The organism is Synechococcus sp. 8F6 (assembly GCF_002252665.1).
GTDB lineage: Bacteria > Cyanobacteriota > Cyanobacteriia > PCC-6307 > Cyanobiaceae > Cyanobium_A.
The window spans coordinates 1-15640 of record NZ_NQKZ01000009.1 but is presented as its reverse complement, the minus strand read 5'-3'; the positions used below and the strand labels follow the sequence as shown (position 1 = coordinate 15640).

Annotated in this window: 18 protein-coding genes and 1 tRNA gene; 13 read left to right on the top strand and 6 right to left on the bottom strand. The window is 65.9% G+C overall.

Annotated features, from left to right (window positions below):
• Window positions 1-16 precede the first annotated feature (16 nt).
• The gene (locus tag CJZ78_RS08130; RefSeq protein WP_233128601.1) at window positions 17-217 is read left to right on the top strand and encodes a hypothetical protein; all 201 of its coding nucleotides are present in this window, start codon (window positions 17-19) and stop codon (window positions 215-217) included.
• On the opposite strand, the gene trmH is transcribed toward CJZ78_RS08130, so the two are convergent.
• Window positions 211-900 (bottom strand): tRNA (guanosine(18)-2'-O)-methyltransferase TrmH, encoded by a 690-nt coding sequence (trmH, locus tag CJZ78_RS08125; protein ID WP_094560672.1) that lies wholly within the window; start codon window positions 898-900, stop codon window positions 211-213. The genes CJZ78_RS08130 and trmH overlap by 7 nt on opposite strands.
• A gap of 126 nt (window positions 901-1026) precedes the next feature.
• Between trmH and CJZ78_RS08120 the strand changes: the two genes are divergently transcribed.
• Together CJZ78_RS08120 and CJZ78_RS08115 are read left to right on the top strand one after the other, a co-directional pair.
• The gene (locus CJZ78_RS08120) at window positions 1027-1383 is read left to right on the top strand and encodes an MGMT family protein (protein ID WP_094560500.1); all 357 of its coding nucleotides are present in this window, start codon (window positions 1027-1029) and stop codon (window positions 1381-1383) included.
• Between the two features lie 31 nt (window positions 1384-1414).
• Window positions 1415-2806 (top strand): 16S rRNA (cytosine(967)-C(5))-methyltransferase, encoded by a 1392-nt coding sequence (locus tag CJZ78_RS08115; RefSeq protein ID WP_094560668.1) that lies wholly within the window; start codon window positions 1415-1417, stop codon window positions 2804-2806.
• Here the strand turns inward: CJZ78_RS08115 and CJZ78_RS08110 are convergent.
• Genes CJZ78_RS08110 through CJZ78_RS08100 form a run of 3 tightly spaced genes read right to left on the bottom strand, consistent with a single transcriptional unit; the run spans window position 2803 to window position 6116 of the window.
• Complete coding sequence (locus CJZ78_RS08110) at window positions 2803-4893, bottom strand: transglycosylase domain-containing protein (protein ID WP_233128599.1); 2091 nt, start codon at window positions 4891-4893, stop codon at window positions 2803-2805. The genes CJZ78_RS08115 and CJZ78_RS08110 overlap by 4 nt on opposite strands.
• A gap of 1 nt (window position 4894) precedes the next feature.
• The gene (gene chlG, locus CJZ78_RS08105; RefSeq protein ID WP_094560498.1) at window positions 4895-5875 is read right to left on the bottom strand and encodes a chlorophyll synthase ChlG; all 981 of its coding nucleotides are present in this window, start codon (window positions 5873-5875) and stop codon (window positions 4895-4897) included.
• A 25-nt stretch (window positions 5876-5900) separates the two neighbouring features.
• Window positions 5901-6116: a DUF2862 domain-containing protein gene (locus CJZ78_RS08100; RefSeq protein WP_094560496.1), complete on the bottom strand. Its 216-nt coding sequence runs from the start codon at window positions 6114-6116 to the stop codon at window positions 5901-5903.
• Window positions 6117-6184: 68 nt separating this feature from the next.
• Between CJZ78_RS08100 and hisF the strand changes: the two genes are divergently transcribed.
• The 9 genes from hisF (at window position 6185) to CJZ78_RS14190 (ending at window position 13853) form a co-directional block, all read left to right on the top strand.
• The gene (hisF, locus tag CJZ78_RS08095; protein WP_094560494.1) at window positions 6185-6973 is read left to right on the top strand and encodes an imidazole glycerol phosphate synthase subunit HisF; all 789 of its coding nucleotides are present in this window, start codon (window positions 6185-6187) and stop codon (window positions 6971-6973) included.
• A gap of 113 nt (window positions 6974-7086) precedes the next feature.
• Window positions 7087-7395 (top strand): hypothetical protein, encoded by a 309-nt coding sequence (locus CJZ78_RS08090; protein ID WP_233128598.1) that lies wholly within the window; start codon window positions 7087-7089, stop codon window positions 7393-7395.
• Window positions 7382-8086 carry a bifunctional demethylmenaquinone methyltransferase/2-methoxy-6-polyprenyl-1,4-benzoquinol methylase UbiE gene (ubiE, locus tag CJZ78_RS08085; protein WP_094560490.1) on the top strand — a complete coding sequence of 235 codons (705 nt, stop codon included), beginning with the start codon at window positions 7382-7384 and terminating at the stop codon, window positions 8084-8086. Before CJZ78_RS08090 ends, ubiE begins: the two co-directional genes overlap by 14 nt.
• Before the next feature lie 80 nt (window positions 8087-8166).
• Window positions 8167-8913 (top strand): EAL domain-containing protein, encoded by a 747-nt coding sequence (locus CJZ78_RS08080; RefSeq protein WP_158217055.1) that lies wholly within the window; start codon window positions 8167-8169, stop codon window positions 8911-8913.
• A 94-nt stretch (window positions 8914-9007) separates the two neighbouring features.
• Window positions 9008-9928 carry a glycine--tRNA ligase subunit alpha gene (glyQ, locus tag CJZ78_RS08075; protein WP_094560486.1) on the top strand — a complete coding sequence of 307 codons (921 nt, stop codon included), beginning with the start codon at window positions 9008-9010 and terminating at the stop codon, window positions 9926-9928.
• The gene (locus tag CJZ78_RS08070; protein ID WP_233128597.1) at window positions 9925-10119 is read left to right on the top strand and encodes a hypothetical protein; all 195 of its coding nucleotides are present in this window, start codon (window positions 9925-9927) and stop codon (window positions 10117-10119) included. Before glyQ ends, CJZ78_RS08070 begins: the two co-directional genes overlap by 4 nt.
• A gap of 58 nt (window positions 10120-10177) precedes the next feature.
• Window positions 10178-12151 (top strand): ComEC/Rec2 family competence protein, encoded by a 1974-nt coding sequence (locus CJZ78_RS08065; protein ID WP_304442191.1) that lies wholly within the window; start codon window positions 10178-10180, stop codon window positions 12149-12151.
• 35 nt (window positions 12152-12186) lie between these two features.
• Window positions 12187-12271: transfer RNA gene (locus tag CJZ78_RS08060), tRNA-Ser, on the top strand.
• Window positions 12272-13679: 1408 nt separating this feature from the next.
• The gene (locus CJZ78_RS14190; RefSeq protein ID WP_198953867.1) at window positions 13680-13853 is read left to right on the top strand and encodes a hypothetical protein; all 174 of its coding nucleotides are present in this window, start codon (window positions 13680-13682) and stop codon (window positions 13851-13853) included.
• Window positions 13854-14163: 310 nt separating this feature from the next.
• Here the strand turns inward: CJZ78_RS14190 and CJZ78_RS08050 are convergent, their stop codons facing one another.
• Window positions 14164-14343, bottom strand: a complete 180-nt coding sequence (locus CJZ78_RS08050) for a hypothetical protein (RefSeq protein ID WP_233128596.1) — start codon at window positions 14341-14343, stop codon at window positions 14164-14166.
• Window positions 14340-14534, bottom strand: coding sequence for a hypothetical protein (locus CJZ78_RS08045; protein ID WP_094560481.1), 195 nt, complete (start codon window positions 14532-14534; stop codon window positions 14340-14342). The genes CJZ78_RS08050 and CJZ78_RS08045 overlap by 4 nt, the downstream gene beginning before the upstream one ends.
• Window positions 14535-15298: 764 nt before the next feature.
• Between CJZ78_RS08045 and CJZ78_RS08040 the strand changes: the two genes are divergently transcribed.
• The gene (locus CJZ78_RS08040) at window positions 15299-15505 is read left to right on the top strand and encodes a hypothetical protein (protein WP_233128612.1); all 207 of its coding nucleotides are present in this window, start codon (window positions 15299-15301) and stop codon (window positions 15503-15505) included.
• The last annotated feature ends 135 nt before the right edge of the window (window positions 15506-15640 follow it).

Genomic DNA, 15640 nt, shown 5'->3' with positions numbered 1-15640 from the left:
GCCCATGCCTTGGTGGTTGGATCTGCTCCTCCTGGGGGCTGCGGTGGCCCTCTGGTTCAGCGGCAGCACCAACAGCGACGATGTCTGGAGCCTGTTCCAGAAGCTGCTCGCCGCTGTGGCCCTGGCGGTGGTGCTGCTGGGCGGCCGCCAGATCCCGCTGGAGCTGCTGGCCCTCGGCGTGGCCCTGTGGCTCCCCAGCGCCCGCCGGTTTCAGTAGCGCATCTTCAGGGTGCGCGGCAGGTTTTCGCTGATGGCGCCCTCGGCATCGAGAGCCGGGTAGGGCCGCCCTTCCCGCTGGCACCAGGCCGCCACCTCGGGGTAGGCCCACTCAAACAACAGCGGTCCGTAGCGCTCCGCCGGCACCCCTTCGCCGCAGGTGGGCAGCACCCCGGCAGCCTGCCGCTGGCGCAGCGCCTCAAACAGCAAGGTGGCGCAGGCCACGCTCACGTTCAGCGACTGCACCATGCCCTGCATCGGGATCACGATCGGCTGGTCCACCAGCGCCGCCGCTTCTGCGCTCAGGCCCCACTTCTCAGCGCCCAGCACCAGGGCACTCGGGCCGGTGAAATCGCAGGCGCGGTAGTCCACCGCCTCCACCGACAGGTGGGTGCCGTAGAGCCGGAAGCCCTGGGCCTTGAGCTGCTGCAGCAGGGCCACGCTGTTGCTGTGGCGGTGCAGCGGCACCCACCTCTCGCTGCCCTTGGCTGTGCAGTTGAAGGTGGGGGTGCGGCCCGCCAGGCTCACCACATGGGCCTCCAGCACCCCCACGGCATCGCAGCTGCGCAGGATCGCCGAGAGGTTGTGGGGTTTGTCGACGTGCTCGAGCACCACGGTGAGGTCGCCCATGCGGCGATCGAGCACGGCCTTGAGCCGCTCGAAGCGGCGGGGCAGCAGGGGCATGGCGTTGGGATCTGGCGTCAAGGGCCGTTGCGCCATCCTCAATCAACACCCCACCAGCAACGCCCCTACCGGCTGGGGAGCTGGTGTTTCGGGCGAATTGGATTTGTTGAACAACTTGTTGCACACATGCAAACCGCCGATGGCACATCCCCGCTCCCGCCCGCGCCCAGCGCTTCCTTCGACCAGCGGGTTTATGCCGCGGTGGCCGGCATCCCCCGCGGGCAGCTGGCCACTTATGGCCAGATTGCCGAGCTGATCGGGGCCTACGGCGCGGCGCGCCAGGTGGGTTGGGCGTTGCGGCGGCTGCCCTTGCCGTCGCCGATTCCCTGGCAGCGGGTGGTGAATGCCCGCGGCCAGATCAGCTTCACCCCCAGCCGCGAAGGCAGCGACTGGATCCAGCGCGAGCTGCTGCTGGCCGAAGGCATCCCCGTCGACGCCGCCGGTCGCCTGCCCCTGGCCCGCCACCGCTGGCGGCCGCGCTAGGTGTGGAGTCGGATCACCGCCCGCACCACCCCTGACCCCGTCGCCCGCCGCACCGCCCACCACGCCCCCTGCCGCGATCGGTCTGGCACCGCGCCAGTTGGCCTGGCAGGTGCTGCTGGCGGTGGGGGGCGGCGCCTACGCCGATGTGGCCCTGGAGCGGGAGCTGCAGCGCCATCCTCTCGACGGGGCCGACCGCGCTCTGGCCACCGAACTGGCCTACGGCGCCATCCGCCAGCGGCGCCTGCTCGATGCCTGGCTCGATGCCCTCGGCAAGGTGCCGGCCGCGCGCCAGCCGCCCAAGTTGCGCTGGCTGCTGCATCTGGGGCTCTACCAACTGCTGTTCAGCAGCCGGGTGCCGGCTTCGGCGGCGGTGAGCACCACCGTGGAGTTGGCGAAACGGGGCAAGCTTGGCCGGCTGGCGCCGGTGGCCAATGGCCTACTGAGGGCCTGCGGGCGGCGGCGCGCGCAGGCCGGACCTGAGCCCTGGGATGGGTTGGGCCCCCTGCCCGGCGATCCTGCGGCTGCGTTTGGCCTGCGCCACTCCCTGCCCACCTGGCTGGCCCAGCTGGCGCTGCAGTGGCTGCCCGCTCCAGAAGCCGAGGCCTTCGGCTGCTCCTGCAACCAGGCCCCCGCCCTCGATCTGCGGGTCAACCCGCTGCGCACCAGCCGTGCGGCCCTGCTGGAGGCCTTCGCCGCCGTCGGGCTGGAGGCGGCCCCCCTGCCGGATCTGCCCAACGGCCTCACGCTCCTGGGCCGCAGCGGCGAGTTACGAGCCCTGCCCGGCTACGCCGAGGGCCACTGGTGCGTGCAGGACCGCGCCGCTCAGGCGGTGGGCCTGCTGCTCGCTCCCCTGCCTGGCGAGCGGATTCTCGATGCCTGCGCCGCCCCCGGTGGCAAAAGCACCCACCTGGCCGAGTTGATGGGCGACCACGGCGAGGTGTGGGCGGTGGATCGCTCCGAAGGGCGGCTGCGCCGGGTGGGCGTTAACGCGGCGCGCCTGGGCCTGCAGAGCATCCACACCCTGGCCGCCGATGCCGCTGCGCTGGCGGCCGACAAGCCCGAGTGGCGCGGCAGCTTTGATCGCATCCTGCTGGATGCCCCCTGCTCGGGGCTCGGCACCCTGGCCCGCCACGCCGATGCCCGCTGGCGCATCACACCCGAGGCGATCGCCGAGCTGGTGCTGCTGCAGCGCCAGTTGCTGGAGGCCCTGCTGCCCCTGCTCAAGCCCGGCGGCCAGGTGGTGTACGCCACCTGCACGGTTCATCCGGCTGAAAATGCCGAGCTTCTCGATGGCTTCCTGGCCGACCACCCCAGCTGGCAGCGGCTGCAGCAATGGCAGCGCTGGCCGGAGCCCAGCGGTGGCGATGGCTTTTTTGCGGCCCTGCTGCAGGCCCCGCTGGCACCCGCGGCCTTGGCGGCTTAGGGCGCCGGGGGGGGCGCCACCGGTGGCGGTGGGGCGTCCAGGGGGGGCGGTGTTGTGGCCTGGGGTGGGGCCGGGGTGGCCGGTGCAACGGGCGCTCCTGCTCTGGGTGCGGTGGCGCCTGGCTGCTCGTTGACCCTCGGGGTGGGATCGAGCTCCTGTTCCCGCGCGTCCTCGCCATCCAGTGGGGCGTCGGGGCGGGCAGGGGCTTCACTGGGGGGCGCCGGCGGCTTCTTGCCGCCTCGGTAGGTGTCCTGCAGATCTGGCTTGGGCGGAAACTGGCGCGCCGGTAGGTCCTTGCTGATCGGCGCCATGAAGGCCCGCCAGGCGTAGGTGGCCACCACGCTGGTGCTCTTGGTGGTGCGGCTGTTGTCGTAGCCCAGCCACACCCCAGTGGTGAGCTGGGGGATCGAGCCGATGAACCACAGATCGCGGCCCCCTTCTGAGGTGCCCGTTTTGCCCGCCACCGGCCGGTCCGGCAGGGCGGCGCCGCCACCGGTGCCCGACTGCACCGCCCGCTGCAGCATCCACAGCATCAGGGCGGCGAGGTCGCTGCTCACAGCCCGGCGGCCCTGGTCGCCGTCCACCCGCCGGCTCCAGAGCAGCTCGCCGTCGGGGCCGAGGATCTCTTCAAATGGCGTGGGCTTGACGTAGATGCCGCCGTTGTTGATCGCCGCGTAGGCGGCCGTCATGTCCACCACGGTCTGCTCGGTGGCGCCGAGGGCCAGGGGGAAGAAGCGCCCCAGCTCCCGCGTGATGCCCAGGCTCTTGGCCGTGTCGAGCACCTTGTCGAAGCCCAGCTCCTGCAGCAGCGCCACCGCCACGGTGTTGAGCGAGTTCTGCAGGGCCACCACCATCGACACCGAGCCCATGTAGCGGTTGCCGAAGTTCTTCGGGCAGTAGCCGGCGAAGCAGCGGGCCGCATCGCGGAACACCCGCTCTGGCAGCATCCCCTGCTCCAGGGCGGTGAGATATACAAACAACTTGAAGGTGGAGCCCGGCGAGCGCAGCGCCTGGGCCGCCCGGTTGAACTGGCTGGCCTTGAAGTCGGTGCCGCCCACCATCGCCCGCACCAGGCCCGTGCCGGGCTCCATCGCCACCAGGGCTCCCTCCATGTCGCCGCTGGCGTAGGTGTTAATCGCCTTCTGCGCCTGCTGCTGCCAGGCCAGGTTGACGCTGCTGCGCACCGTCAGGCCGCCCACCTCCAGTTGCTCGGGGGTGAGCACCTTGGGCAGCTCCTGCTGCACCCAGCTGCTAAACCACGGCGCCCCACTGTCCCAGTATTTGGGCTCGGCCGGCTTCAGCTGCAGCGGCGTGGCCTCGGCCTGTTGCTGCGCGCTGGCGCTGATGAAGCCCGCCTCCTGCATGCGGCGCAGCACCACCGCCCGGCGCTCGAGGGCCAGCTCCGGGTTCACCAGGGGCGAATACACCGAAGGAGCCGGCGGCAGGCCCGCGATCAGGGCCGCCTCAGGCAGGGTGAGCTGGTCGGGGGTTTTGGAGAAGTACACCCAGGCCGCATCCGCCACGCCGTAGGCGCTGGAGCCCAGATACACCACATTCAGATACTCGCTGAGGATCTGCGGCTTGCTGAGCTGGCGCTCGAGCTTGCCGGCCAGGGCGGCTTCCTTGATCTTGCGCACCAGGGTGCGGTCCTGGCTGAGAAACACGGTGCGGGCCAGCTGCTGGGTGATCGTGCTGGCGCCCTCCTCAACCGAGCGCTGGGTGATGTTGCGCATCAGAGCCCGGCCGATGCCCACCGGGTCGATGCCGTCGTGGTTGTGAAAGCGCCGGTCTTCCGCGGCGATGAACGCCTGCTCCACCAGGGCGGGCATCGTTTCGGGGGTGAGCTTCTCGCGCGTCACCGGGCCGATTTTGTGCACCACCTGGCCGTCGGCCGAGAGGATCGTCAGGGTGCCGGGGCGGTTGAAGTGGTTGATGCCACGGGCATCGGGCAGCAGGCTGTCGAAGCCGGACACCAGGGCCGCCTGGCCGCAGGCCACGCCCCCGCCGATCAGTGCCGCCAGCACGCCGGCACCCACCAGGTTGGTGCGGCGCGTGGGCTTGCCGGAGCTTTTGACCGTGCGGCTCACCTCAGGCAACGAGGGCGCTGTGGCCGATAGCCAGAGCCGTCACCAGCATGCCTAACACCAGGAAGGGTTGGGCACTGGCCTGGTATTTCACATCAAAGGCCACCGGATCGCGCAGCAGCCAGATGTCTTGGAAGGTGATCTGGGGAATGATCAGCAGCACCAGCAGCACCGCGGCGAAATGCTGACCGATGGCGATCAGCACGGCCACCATGGCCAGCTGAAACACATCGATCATGCCGGCGCTGATCCAGCTGGCCTTCTCGATCCCGAAGGCCACGGGCAGCGATTGCAGCCCCAGGGCCCGGTCGCCCTCCACGCTCTTGAAGTCGTTCACCACGGCGATGCCCAGGCCTGCCAATGAGTAGGCCAGGGTGAGGATCGCGGTGGTCCAGGTGAGCTGGCCAAACAGCGCCTGGCCGGCCCACCAGGGCAGGGCGATGTAGCTGGCGCCGAGGGCGTAGTTGCCCAGCCAGCCGTTCTGCTTGAGCTTCAGCGGCGGGGCTGAATAGATGAAGCTCACAAACGAGCCACCCAGGGCCAGCAGCAGCAGCACGGGGGTGGAGTGGCCGGCCCACAGGTCGAGCCCATAGGCCACGCCCAAACCCGCCAACAGCAGGATCCAGATCTGGGCCTTCACCTGGCCCAGCGGAATCGCGCCTGAGGGGATGGGACGGTAGGGCTCGTTGATCGCGTCAATCTCGCGGTCGTAGTAGTCGTTGATGGTTTGCGTGTAGCCGGCCAGCAGCGGCCCGCTCATCAGCATGCAGGCGATCGAGGCCCCCACCTCCGGCAGGGTCCAGTGGAAATTGCCTGATGCCGCCGCGCCACACAGCACACCCCAGATCAGGGGGATCCAGGTGACGGGCTTCATCAGCTGCAGCCGGATTTTCCAGATGCTGCTGGTGCCGCTGGCACCCTTCATGCCCAGCAGCTGGCGGGCGCCGGCGCCGCTGGAGGCTTCAGGGTTGGGGCTGTTGGTCAAGGCGGGCTGTTCCGGCGAGGGGAGCTCAGGCGAGGGTGATTTCGTCGTCGAAGAACCAGGCGGTCTGACCACCGCTCAGCTCCACCACCACGCCGATGCCTTTGCCGTCCACCGTGCGGAAGCCCGTCACGGTGCCGGTGGCGTCAGCCTTCAGGGAATCCACCATCTCAGTGGAGATGCGATCCCGCACCCGGGTGATTCGTACCTTCGAGCCGATGTTGATGGTGGCAGCCTGGGACATGGCCGGCGCGACTGGAAAGTGGCGCAACCTTAACAGTGGCCAAACAGTCCCCAACGGAGCTCGCGTCCATGGTTGCCAAGCGGATCATTCCCTGTCTGGACGTGGCTGATGGCCGGGTGGTGAAGGGGGTGAATTTCGTGGGCCTGCGGGATGCGGGCGACCCGGTGGAACTCGCCTGCCGCTACAGCGCCTCGGGGGCTGATGAGTTGGTGTTTCTCGACATTGCCGCCAGCCACCAGGGCCGCGGCACCCTGGTGGAGCTGGTGCGGCGCACTGCTGAGGCCGTCACCATTCCCTTCACCGTGGGTGGCGGCATCAGCAGCGTGGAGGGCATCACCGAGCTGCTGCGCGCCGGCGCCGACAAGGTGAGCCTCAACTCCTCGGCGGTGCGCGACCCGGATCTGGTGGCCCGCGGTGCCGAGCGCTTCGGCTGCCAGTGCATCGTGGTGGCCATCGACGCCCGGGCCCGCAGCGGCGAGGGCTCCGGGGCCGGTTGGGATGTGTATGTGAAGGGCGGTCGCGAGAACACTGGCCTCGATGCGGTGGCCTGGGCCCGGCAGGTGGTGGCGCTCGGCGCCGGCGAGATCCTGCTCACCTCGATGGATGGCGACGGCACCCAGGCCGGCTACGCCCTCGACCTCACCCGGGCGGTGGCCGATGCGGTGGAGGTGCCGGTGATCGCCTCAGGTGGCGCTGGCTGCATCGCCCACCTGGCCGAGGCCCTCGATCCGGGCCCCGAGGGCGGGCATGCCTCCGCGGCCCTGTTGGCGTCCCTGCTCCACGACGGCGTGCTCACCGTCGAGGCGATCAAAACCGAACTGCTGCAAAGGGGTTTGCCGATCCGGCCGCTGGCGTGATGAGCACCCACGTCGGCGTGTTAACGCTTGTAACGTGATTGCACTAAGGCCAGCCGCAGTCCACCATTCCGGCATCACTCCGTTTTCGGCATCACTTCGCTTCAGGCATCACGTTGTTCTCCGCCCTACCCGTTCTTCCTGCTTCCGCTTCCACCGCAATCGCCCTCGGCATGGTGGGGGCCGTGGTGGCGTTGGTGGCCTGGGCCCTGCAGTTGATGCAAGCCGCCAACGACCGCCAGGAATTTTCGTTGATGCTGGCCGGCTGCATGGTGTGCTCAGCCGCCGTTGGTCTGGCCACGGTGATGGTGCTCACCTTCACCAGCCCGGAGCGGCTGGAGTCCCGCGGTTTGCTGCCCGTTCCGGAGGTGGAAGCCGGGATCAGCCTCGATGCCATCGTGCTGCCCTGGGATGGTCAGCTTTAAGCCGGGTGATCCGGCGTCGGTGCAGGAGCTGTTTGAACAGATTGCTCCCCGCTACGACCAGCTCAACGATCTGCTCAGCTTCGGCTTGCACCGGCTCTGGAAGCGCCAGGCGATCGCCTGGCTGCAGCCCCGCCCCGGCCAGCAGCTGATCGATCTCTGCTGCGGCACCGGCGATCTGGCGCTGGTGCTGGCGGCCCGGGTGCGGCCGGGGGGCTCCGTGCTCGGAATCGATGCGGCAGTGGCTCCCCTTGGGGTGGCGGCCCGGCGCGGCGCCGCCCAGCCCTGGCTGCCGCTGCGCTGGCAACAGGGCGACGCCCTGGCCACCGGCTTGGCGAGCGCCAGTTGCGATGGGGCCGTGATCGCCTACGGCCTGCGCAACCTCGCCGATCCGGGCGCTGGCCTGCGGGAGCTGCGGCGGTTGCTGCGCGACGGCGGCCGGGCGGCGGTGCTCGATTTCAACCGGCCCAGTGGGGTGGCGGCGCGCTTTCAGCGCTTGGTTCTGCGCCGTCTGGTGGTGCCCACCGCCGAGCAGTTCGGCATTCCGGAGCACTACGCCTACCTCGAAGACAGCCTGCAGCGGTTTCCCACCGGGCTCGAGCAGGAGGCCCTGGCTCGGCAGGCGGGCTTCAGCGCGGCGCGCCATCGCCCCCTGGCCGGCGGCCTGATGGGGCTACTGGAGCTGGTGGCTTGACACCAAGCAACTTGCTGGCTGTCAGGGTTGATTAGTCTTTGCCAATCGGCCCGATTGTTGTGGGCCATCGTTTGAGGGCTTTGGCAACGTTTCACATCCAGCCCATCATTGATCTGACCTCAGGGCGTATTTGCGGCGGCGAGGTGCTGTGGCGTCCCAACAATGCGCAGCCAACGGCGGCAGACATTCAGGCCCTGGAGGTGGATCCGGATCTGAACATTGCGGTGACGCAGGACTCTTTTATTGTTGCCTTGCAGGCCCTCGACCGCTTGCCGTCCCACCTGTGGTTGTCGGTCAACCTGTCCTGCCAGTTCATCGGCTCCGGGTTGATGTTTTTCAGGCCGATCTCCCGGGAGCTTGGTGATCTCGACAGCCTGCGTCGTCGCATCGGCCGACGGCTTGTGGTGGAGGTGACCGAGTCTGGTGTGGCGGATCAGCATGCGTTGTCATTCATCCACGAGCTCGCAGACCTGCACACGATCGCTGTTGATGATTTCGGCACCGGCGATGCACCCCTCTCCCACATGCTGAATCTGCACTTCAGCAAGCTCAAGCTGGATCGCTCGATCGTCGCGGGCGTTGATGTGGATGGCTTCCGTCAGCGGTTTGTGAAGTGGGTGGTGTCGGGCTGCCACGCCATCGGGGTGGAGGTTTGCGCGGAGGGCGTGGAAACGGAAGCGGAAGCCAGCTTCCTCCGCAACCATGGGGTCAACCAGGGCCAGGGCTGGCTGTGGAGCGAAGCGCTCCCCGTGGAGCTGTTTGAGAGCCTTGCCCTCGCCGGCGACGTGGTGCCGGCATCGTTCGACCGCCTGCTCAACGCCCCATGAGCTTGGACGCCTCCTGCCACACCGCCAGCCCTTCTGGGATCATCAGAGGTTCACGGCCTGCGGGTCGATCCTCGAATCTTGTTGCTGCCAGCCCGTGAACTTTCAGGACATCATCAGCACCCTCAACGGCTTCTGGGCTGAGCGCGGCTGCTTGATCCTGCAGCCCTACGACACTGAAAAGGGCGCCGGCACGATGAGCCCCCACACGGTGCTGCGGGCGATCGGCCCCGAGCCCTGGGCGGTGGCCTACCCCGAGCCCTGCCGCCGCCCCACCGACGGCCGCTACGGCGACAACCCCAATCGGGCCCAGCACTATTTCCAATACCAGGTGCTGATCAAGCCCAGCCCCGACGGCATTCAGGAGACCTACCTGGCTTCGCTGGAGGCGCTCGGCATCCGCGCCAAGGACCACGACATCCGCTTCGTCGAAGACAACTGGGAATCGCCCACCCTCGGGGCCTGGGGTGTGGGCTGGGAGGTGTGGCTCGATGGCATGGAGGTGACCCAGTTCACCTACTTCCAGCAGTGCGGCGGCCTCGACTGCCGGCCGGTGTCGATTGAGATCACCTACGGCCTCGAGCGCCTGGCCATGTATCTGCAGGATGTGGAGAGCATCTGGGATCTCTCCTGGGATGGCAACCGCTCCTACGGCGACATCTGGCTGCCGTTTGAGAAGGGCCAGTGCACTTACAACTTCGAAGCCTCCAACCCCGAGCGGCTCAAGCAGCTGTTTGCCATCTATGAGGCCGAGGCGGCGGATCTGGTGGCCAAGCAGCTGCCGGCTCCGGCGCTGGATTTCGTGCTCAAGTGCAGCCACACCTTCAACCTGCTGGAGGCCCGCGGCGTGATCTCCGTCACCGAGCGCACCGCCACCATCGGCCGCATCCGCACCCTGGCCCGTCAGGTGGCGGAGGCCTGGCTGGCGGAGCGCGAGGCCCTGGGTTTCCCGCTGCTGGATTCGGCCAAACGCCAGCCCGAGATGGTGGCCCAAGGCGCTGCTGCTGCTGCGCCGTGAGGCGTCTGCTGCAGCGCACCCTGCTGGTGGCCGTGCTCGCCGGCGGCAGCTTCCAGTTGGGACGCCTCAGTGAGCGGGCTGTGTGGCCGTGCCGCCTGCGGCCCGTGGCCGGCCTGGTGGCGCCGCTGCTGGGCCAGCAGATGCCCAGCCGGGAGGTGTGCGATCTGCTGCTGAAGATTCCGCGTTTTTAGGTCGGTCTTCTGGGCGCTCCGTGGGAACCCTGAGCGGGTTGCAGCCAGGTGCAAACCGTTGGCCAAGTGTCCGCTGAAATCGCTGCTCTGGGGGCTGCTGCTGGCGCTGCTGCTGTTGCGGGTGGCGCTGGTGGCCTTCACCCCGCTGGCCCCGGCAGCTGGCGATCCGGTGCTGCGGCTGCAGGCAGCGGCGGACACACCGGTGGAGCTGGAGCTGCGGGGCACCCTGCTGGGTGATCTGGTGCCCAGCGGTGGCCCGATCCCCAGCGGTGGCGCCGGCGCCTGCCGGGCCCTGCTGCAGTTGCCCGTGGGCCGCACCGAACTGCGTTTTCAGGAGTGCCCGCCGCTCCAGGAGGGTTGGCGCCTGCAGGTGCAGGGCCGCTTGCGCCAACCCCAGAGCTCGCCGCATCCGCTGCTGTCTGCCCCTGCCGAGCGTTTGGCCCGCCAGGGGGCTTTCAGCCAGCTGCAGGTGCAGGATTTCACCGTGTTGCAGCGCCCCGCCACGCCGGTGGCGGATCTGCGCCGCCGCATGGCCCGGGCCCTGATCCAGCAGGCTGGCCCCGACCGCGGTGGCGTACTCGCTGCCCTGGTGCTGGGCAGTGCGGTGGTGCCGCTGCCGCTGGAGCTGCGCGAAGCCTTCCGGGCCTCGGGCCTCTCCCATGCCCTGGCCGCCTCGGGATTTCACCTGTCGGTGTTGCTGGGGGTGGTGCTGCCGCTGGGCTCCCGGCTGCCGCGCTTGGGCCGCTTGGGCCTGGCCGCGGCGGCGATGGGGTTGTTCGTGCTGCTGGCTGGGCCCCAGCCTTCGGTGCTGCGCGCGGTGTTGATGGGGGCGCTGGCATTGGGAGTGGTGGAGAGCGGCCACCGCAGCAGGCCCTTGGGGATCCTGGCGGCCAGTGCTTTGGTGCTGCTGCTGGCCCGGCCCGACTGGCTGCTGGATGTGGGTTTTCAGCTGAGCGTGGTGGCCACTGCTGCCCTGGTGATCTCGGCCCGGCCCCTGGAGTTGGGGATGCGCCGCTGGCTGCCGGGCTGGTTGGCGGTTGCCACCGCGGTGCCTCTGGCGGCTTCGCTCTACACCCTGCCGCTGCAGCTGCTGCATTTCGGTGTGGTGCCGCTCTATGCCGTGCCCGCCAACCTGGTGGTGGCGCCGCTGCTGACGCCCCTCACCCTGGGAGCGATGGCGCTCGCTTGTTTGGCGGTGCTGCTACCGCCGTTGCTGCCCCTGGCCACCGTGCCCATCGACTGGCTGTGTCGGCTGTTGGTGCTGGTGGTGAAGGCCTTTGCGGCCCTGCCCATGGCCCAGTGGCAGCTGGGCCGGCCGGCGCCGTGGCTGGTGCTGTTGCTGGCCTTGGCCGTGATCGCCCTGGCGGTGCCGGGCCTGACCCGGCGCTGGCGGCTGCTGGGCGTGGGGCTGCTCACCCTGGTGGCGGCGGTTCATCTCAGCCTGCTGGGTGCCGACCAGCTGCTGCTGGTGCACCAGGGGCGGCTGGATCTGCTGGTGGCGCGGCATCGCGGCCGGGCGGCGCTGGTGAGCAGCTCGGCCGATGGCTTCAGCTGCAGTTTGGCCAGCCAGCTGGCCCGTGGGCTGGGGGTGCAGCGCTACGACTGGGCTCTGTTGCTCGATCCCCTGGCCCCCGAGCAGCCGGGCTGCTGGCAGGGGCAAGCCGGCCTGGTGCTGGCCAGCGCCGACGGCAGTGTGCCGCTTCAGCCCGGCCAGCGCCTGGCCAGCCGGGGGCTGAGTGCCGCCCCGGTGGCAATCGAAAGCCGGGCGATGCAGCTGCAGGTGGGCCGCTGGCGCTGGTTGCTCTTGCCCGACCGACAGGCGCTCTGGGCCTGGCAGGGGCGTGCCAACACCGGTGATCCGGCACGTCTTGATGGCGTGTGGCTCGGCTTCCGGCCTTCACCTCGTGAGCGTGTCCAGCTGCAGGCCCTCGGCGCTGAGCGGGTGTGGCTCAGCGGTGGCACCCCTCCAGGCTGGCCCGGGGGCTGGGCGGCCAGCGGCTCCAGTGGATCCCTGCAGGCTGCTCGGGGCTGATCGATCCTTAAAGTGGTCTGGGCCTGCGGGCTGTTGGAGAGGTGGCTGAGTGGTCGAAAGCGAACGACTCGAAATCGTTTGAAGGGAAACCTTCCGTGGGTTCGAATCCCACCCTCTCCGTATAGAGAAGGTCCTGCGAAGACCGCCTAAGTCCCACTTCCCCTGCGGCAGTGGGACTTTTGCTTTGTGGATCGTCCTGGTTTGTTCGCCTTAAAACAGGGGTGTCCGAGCGACGTGTTGTTGGATTGCTGAGACGCCACTCTCTGACTCGCAAGTTCGTGCCCTGAAGGCGGCTGAGCGCAGACAGAGCAAATCTGTCGGGGATTCCCTGATTTTGGTGATTGAGTCCGTTGCCAGGGGGGGCAAGTCCTTTGAAGGGTCTGGGCATGTGCACCCTCAAGGAGGCGAGGGAGGAGTGGGATCGCATCTGGGCGTGGTCCAACCTGAATGTCTTCCACGCTGGTTGGGTTAATCGCCTGAAGTTCTCTATATACTATTGGAATAAATTTGTCATCCAATGCATAGTTTCCTGTGCATGCATGCATTGCATGAGTCGCCTCGTGCATAAGGCTTTCCCAGTATTCATCGGGATCTTTGGCGTCTATGTTGTTGATGCAAATCACGATCCGATCAGTCTTCTTATCCTCGAATTCGTAGTATGACATAACGTTCTTTTCCTTGCACTTTGATTCAACTATTTTTGTGCCTGTTTTGAGTAACTCGTTTCTTGGCCTCTCAATATCGCTCCATGTCCCTGCGATTACAGGTGCTTGCGCGAGGCATCCTGCAGTGAGCGCCCTCGCTTCACTTGAGGGTGCTATGTGCTACCCCCCTTGGTTTTAGGCAGAAAATGCTCAAGTTTCTTAATTAATCTTTCTATGTTTGAAGTGTCTACTTCGTAATCCACGGAAGACTCCAGCTCTCCTTGGTAATACGAAAGAATTTTTGCTAGTTCTAATATATCTTTGTACTGCAACTTGAACTCTACCTTCTCGCTAAGGAACTTTGATTCCTTTTTGCTCCTTGACTTTGGCTTCTTGAGTTTTTCGTCACAATCAAGACAGTAATAAGAGTACCCGTCCGTAAAGTATTTGACTACCTGAAAGTGTTTTTTGTCCAGTGGTTTGGTTTTTTGGCAGCAAACGCATTTACGTTTCATGGCGCCTCTGTTTCATGTACAATGTCAAGATGATCTCTCTTCCAAGGAATAAAGGTGGTTGCGGTTACTTCCTCCAACTTATCAGGGTAATCACACTCAATAGCCGCGCCATAAAACTTTGTACGGAGGTCATTCGCTCTAATGGTCGATTTTGAGGAAGACCCATCAAGTCATCAACCTTCCATCCAGTATCCCACCGCCGTCCTGAACTGCGATGTCGCCTTCTCTTCCCACCATGTTCTCAGCCCACACATAGACCCACTCCTCCTCTTCAATAGGGGCCATGTGGCGCTTTTTGGACGGATTTACGCCCCTCTTGATGCCTGACCTTCACGGCGCTTTTCTGAGTTCCTCCCTTCTGCCCAAGCAATGTCCCTGATCCCCCGCTGGCGCTACATGACCGATGAGGCGAAGGCACTCACCAAGCGCACGGCGGTCTCTGCCCTAGTGCTTCTGGTGGTGCTGTTGGTCTTTAGGACACTGGTGCCTTGGGTGATGGTGGCAGTGGTTGCCTGGTGGATCTGGAGGTCGGTTCAGCGGTAGTTGCCTGTGGGCGGCAGAAGCGCAACCATTTCGCCTCTACAGAACGGTTGCCCAATAAAAAAGCGGACCCGTCCAGGACCGCTCGATAACCAGAGCACACTCTATGAACTTCTGTAACGAACCGTGGATGCGCTGGGTTTTCAGGGTCGCTTTGACCAGATCCGCTCCAGTGCCCGTCTGAATTGCCCCTCGCTCATTGGTCGTGCCAGCTCTCGCCTTCTAAAGACGCTGCTGATCCACCAGACCTGAAGACCGCCAAAGGCAAGGGCGACTAATCCCAGTTGGATGGTGCCCCAGTTCAGGTGGTCCATCACACCGCCTGCTGATCCTTCTGCCAGATCCTCTCCAGTGCCTGCCTGAAGCGTTCGGTTCGTGAGGGGACCCCCAGCAGGTGCTTGCGGAACAGGGCGGTGAGGCGCCAGAACTTTAACCCAGCAGCGATCGCAAAGACCGCCCAGGGCACCAGCATCCACAGGGGATTGGTTGTCACCGATTCAGTGCCCATCGCAATGCCCCCACACCGATAGAGAGTCCCACCATCGTGTTCCAGGCGATTGCCCTGCGGGTGCTGAGGCGCTGAAGCAGTGGTGGCAGGGTCTGAGGTCGTTGAAGCAGCAGCAGGGTGGAGACCACCAGATAGGCGGTGGGTATGCCCAGTGCCAGTAGCAGTTCAGTGGTCACAGGCGACGCTTCTGGTGCCTTTGCTGAAAACGTAGGCACCTCAGTCAGTCCAGTGAGGCGCCTCAGGAGACTTCTTGACCTCAGCCCCCATCAGGAGTAGTACTGATGTTCTTGTCTCGCTGCTGTGACCGCCTCTGCCGCTTTGACCCACCCAGAGGAGTGGGATGACCTTGAGTGGGATGTCCTGAAACCATCCCGCACGGGGTCTGTCTGCATCACCTGCCAGTACTTCCGCTACGAGGTCGGCAGGCACTGCGTCACCCTGCTCACCTGCCCCCTCCATAGTTGGAGTCGGTAGTCGTGTCAATTGCCCTGGCGCTTATTTGCTAGCAGGCAAAGGGAAAGTGTGCCAGGCAGCACCTGAATACAAGGACATCATCTACCTTGGCGAGAATTCCAGCAAAACCTGCATCTTTCCCTACACCCGTGTGAATGCCGGTGATAGCAAGTGGTGCGTGACCTACCTCAACCCCTAGAAGGCCCACTCAAGGATGTCCATCAATCGCCCACAGCTATCCACCTGGTTCTGCTTGGTCTGGATGGTCGCCGGATCACCCTTCCCCACCTCACCCCCAGCAGCAGTGGGCTTAGGGAGAATTTGACGGCAGTGGAGGCGGATGCCTGGGGGCCGTTGCTGCTGCTCTTGTGAAGTTATTTGTTGGGCACTCCCGCCGTTGCAGATAATGGTTCTCATCAGTTGAGCACCCTGGGTGGATTGCTCCTCGTCCCCGCTACTGGATGCCCTGGATCACTTCCTGTATCGGATGGATGGTGACCCAGAGTTGGGGCGTGAGTTCTATGCCGCCACCACCCCAGAGGAGATGGTCGCCCTGGCGGAACACTGCGGGATTTTGATCGATGCCGATGACTTCCGCGCCCTCCTCAGAAGCGGCAGCACTGAGTTTTGGGTTGTTGGTGGAGATGAGGCCAGCAACCCCGTCGCCCATCTTCAGCGGGTCTTTCGCGTCTGATGCTCGGGAGGGAGTCTCAGGCGCTTTCCTGGGTCAGGCGGTGACTTTCAGGAAAGTTGTCACTCCTGGGCTGCTATTCAGGCGGCCTGGATTAAGGGTAGCGCCAGGGTCGGGTTTGGCTCCTCTGTTGGCTTA

Bases quoted from the DNA above. Each gene is read 5' to 3' on its own strand.
- trmH (WP_094560672.1), bottom strand. From the start codon at position 900: ATGCCCCTGCTGCCCCGCCGCTTCGAGCGGCTCAAGGCCGTGCTCGAT.
- CJZ78_RS08120 (WP_094560500.1), top strand. From the start codon at position 1,027: ATGCAAACCGCCGATGGCACATCCCCGCTCCCGCCCGCGCCCAGCGCT.
- CJZ78_RS08100 (WP_094560496.1), bottom strand. From the start codon at position 6,116: ATGTCCCAGGCTGCCACCATCAACATCGGCTCGAAGGTACGAATCACC.
- hisF (WP_094560494.1), top strand. From the start codon at position 6,185: ATGGTTGCCAAGCGGATCATTCCCTGTCTGGACGTGGCTGATGGCCGG.
- ubiE (WP_094560490.1), top strand. From the start codon at position 7,382: ATGGTCAGCTTTAAGCCGGGTGATCCGGCGTCGGTGCAGGAGCTGTTT.
- CJZ78_RS14190 (WP_198953867.1), top strand. From the start codon at position 13,680: ATGTCCCTGATCCCCCGCTGGCGCTACATGACCGATGAGGCGAAGGCA.
- CJZ78_RS08040 (WP_233128612.1), top strand. From the start codon at position 15,299: ATGGATGGTGACCCAGAGTTGGGGCGTGAGTTCTATGCCGCCACCACC.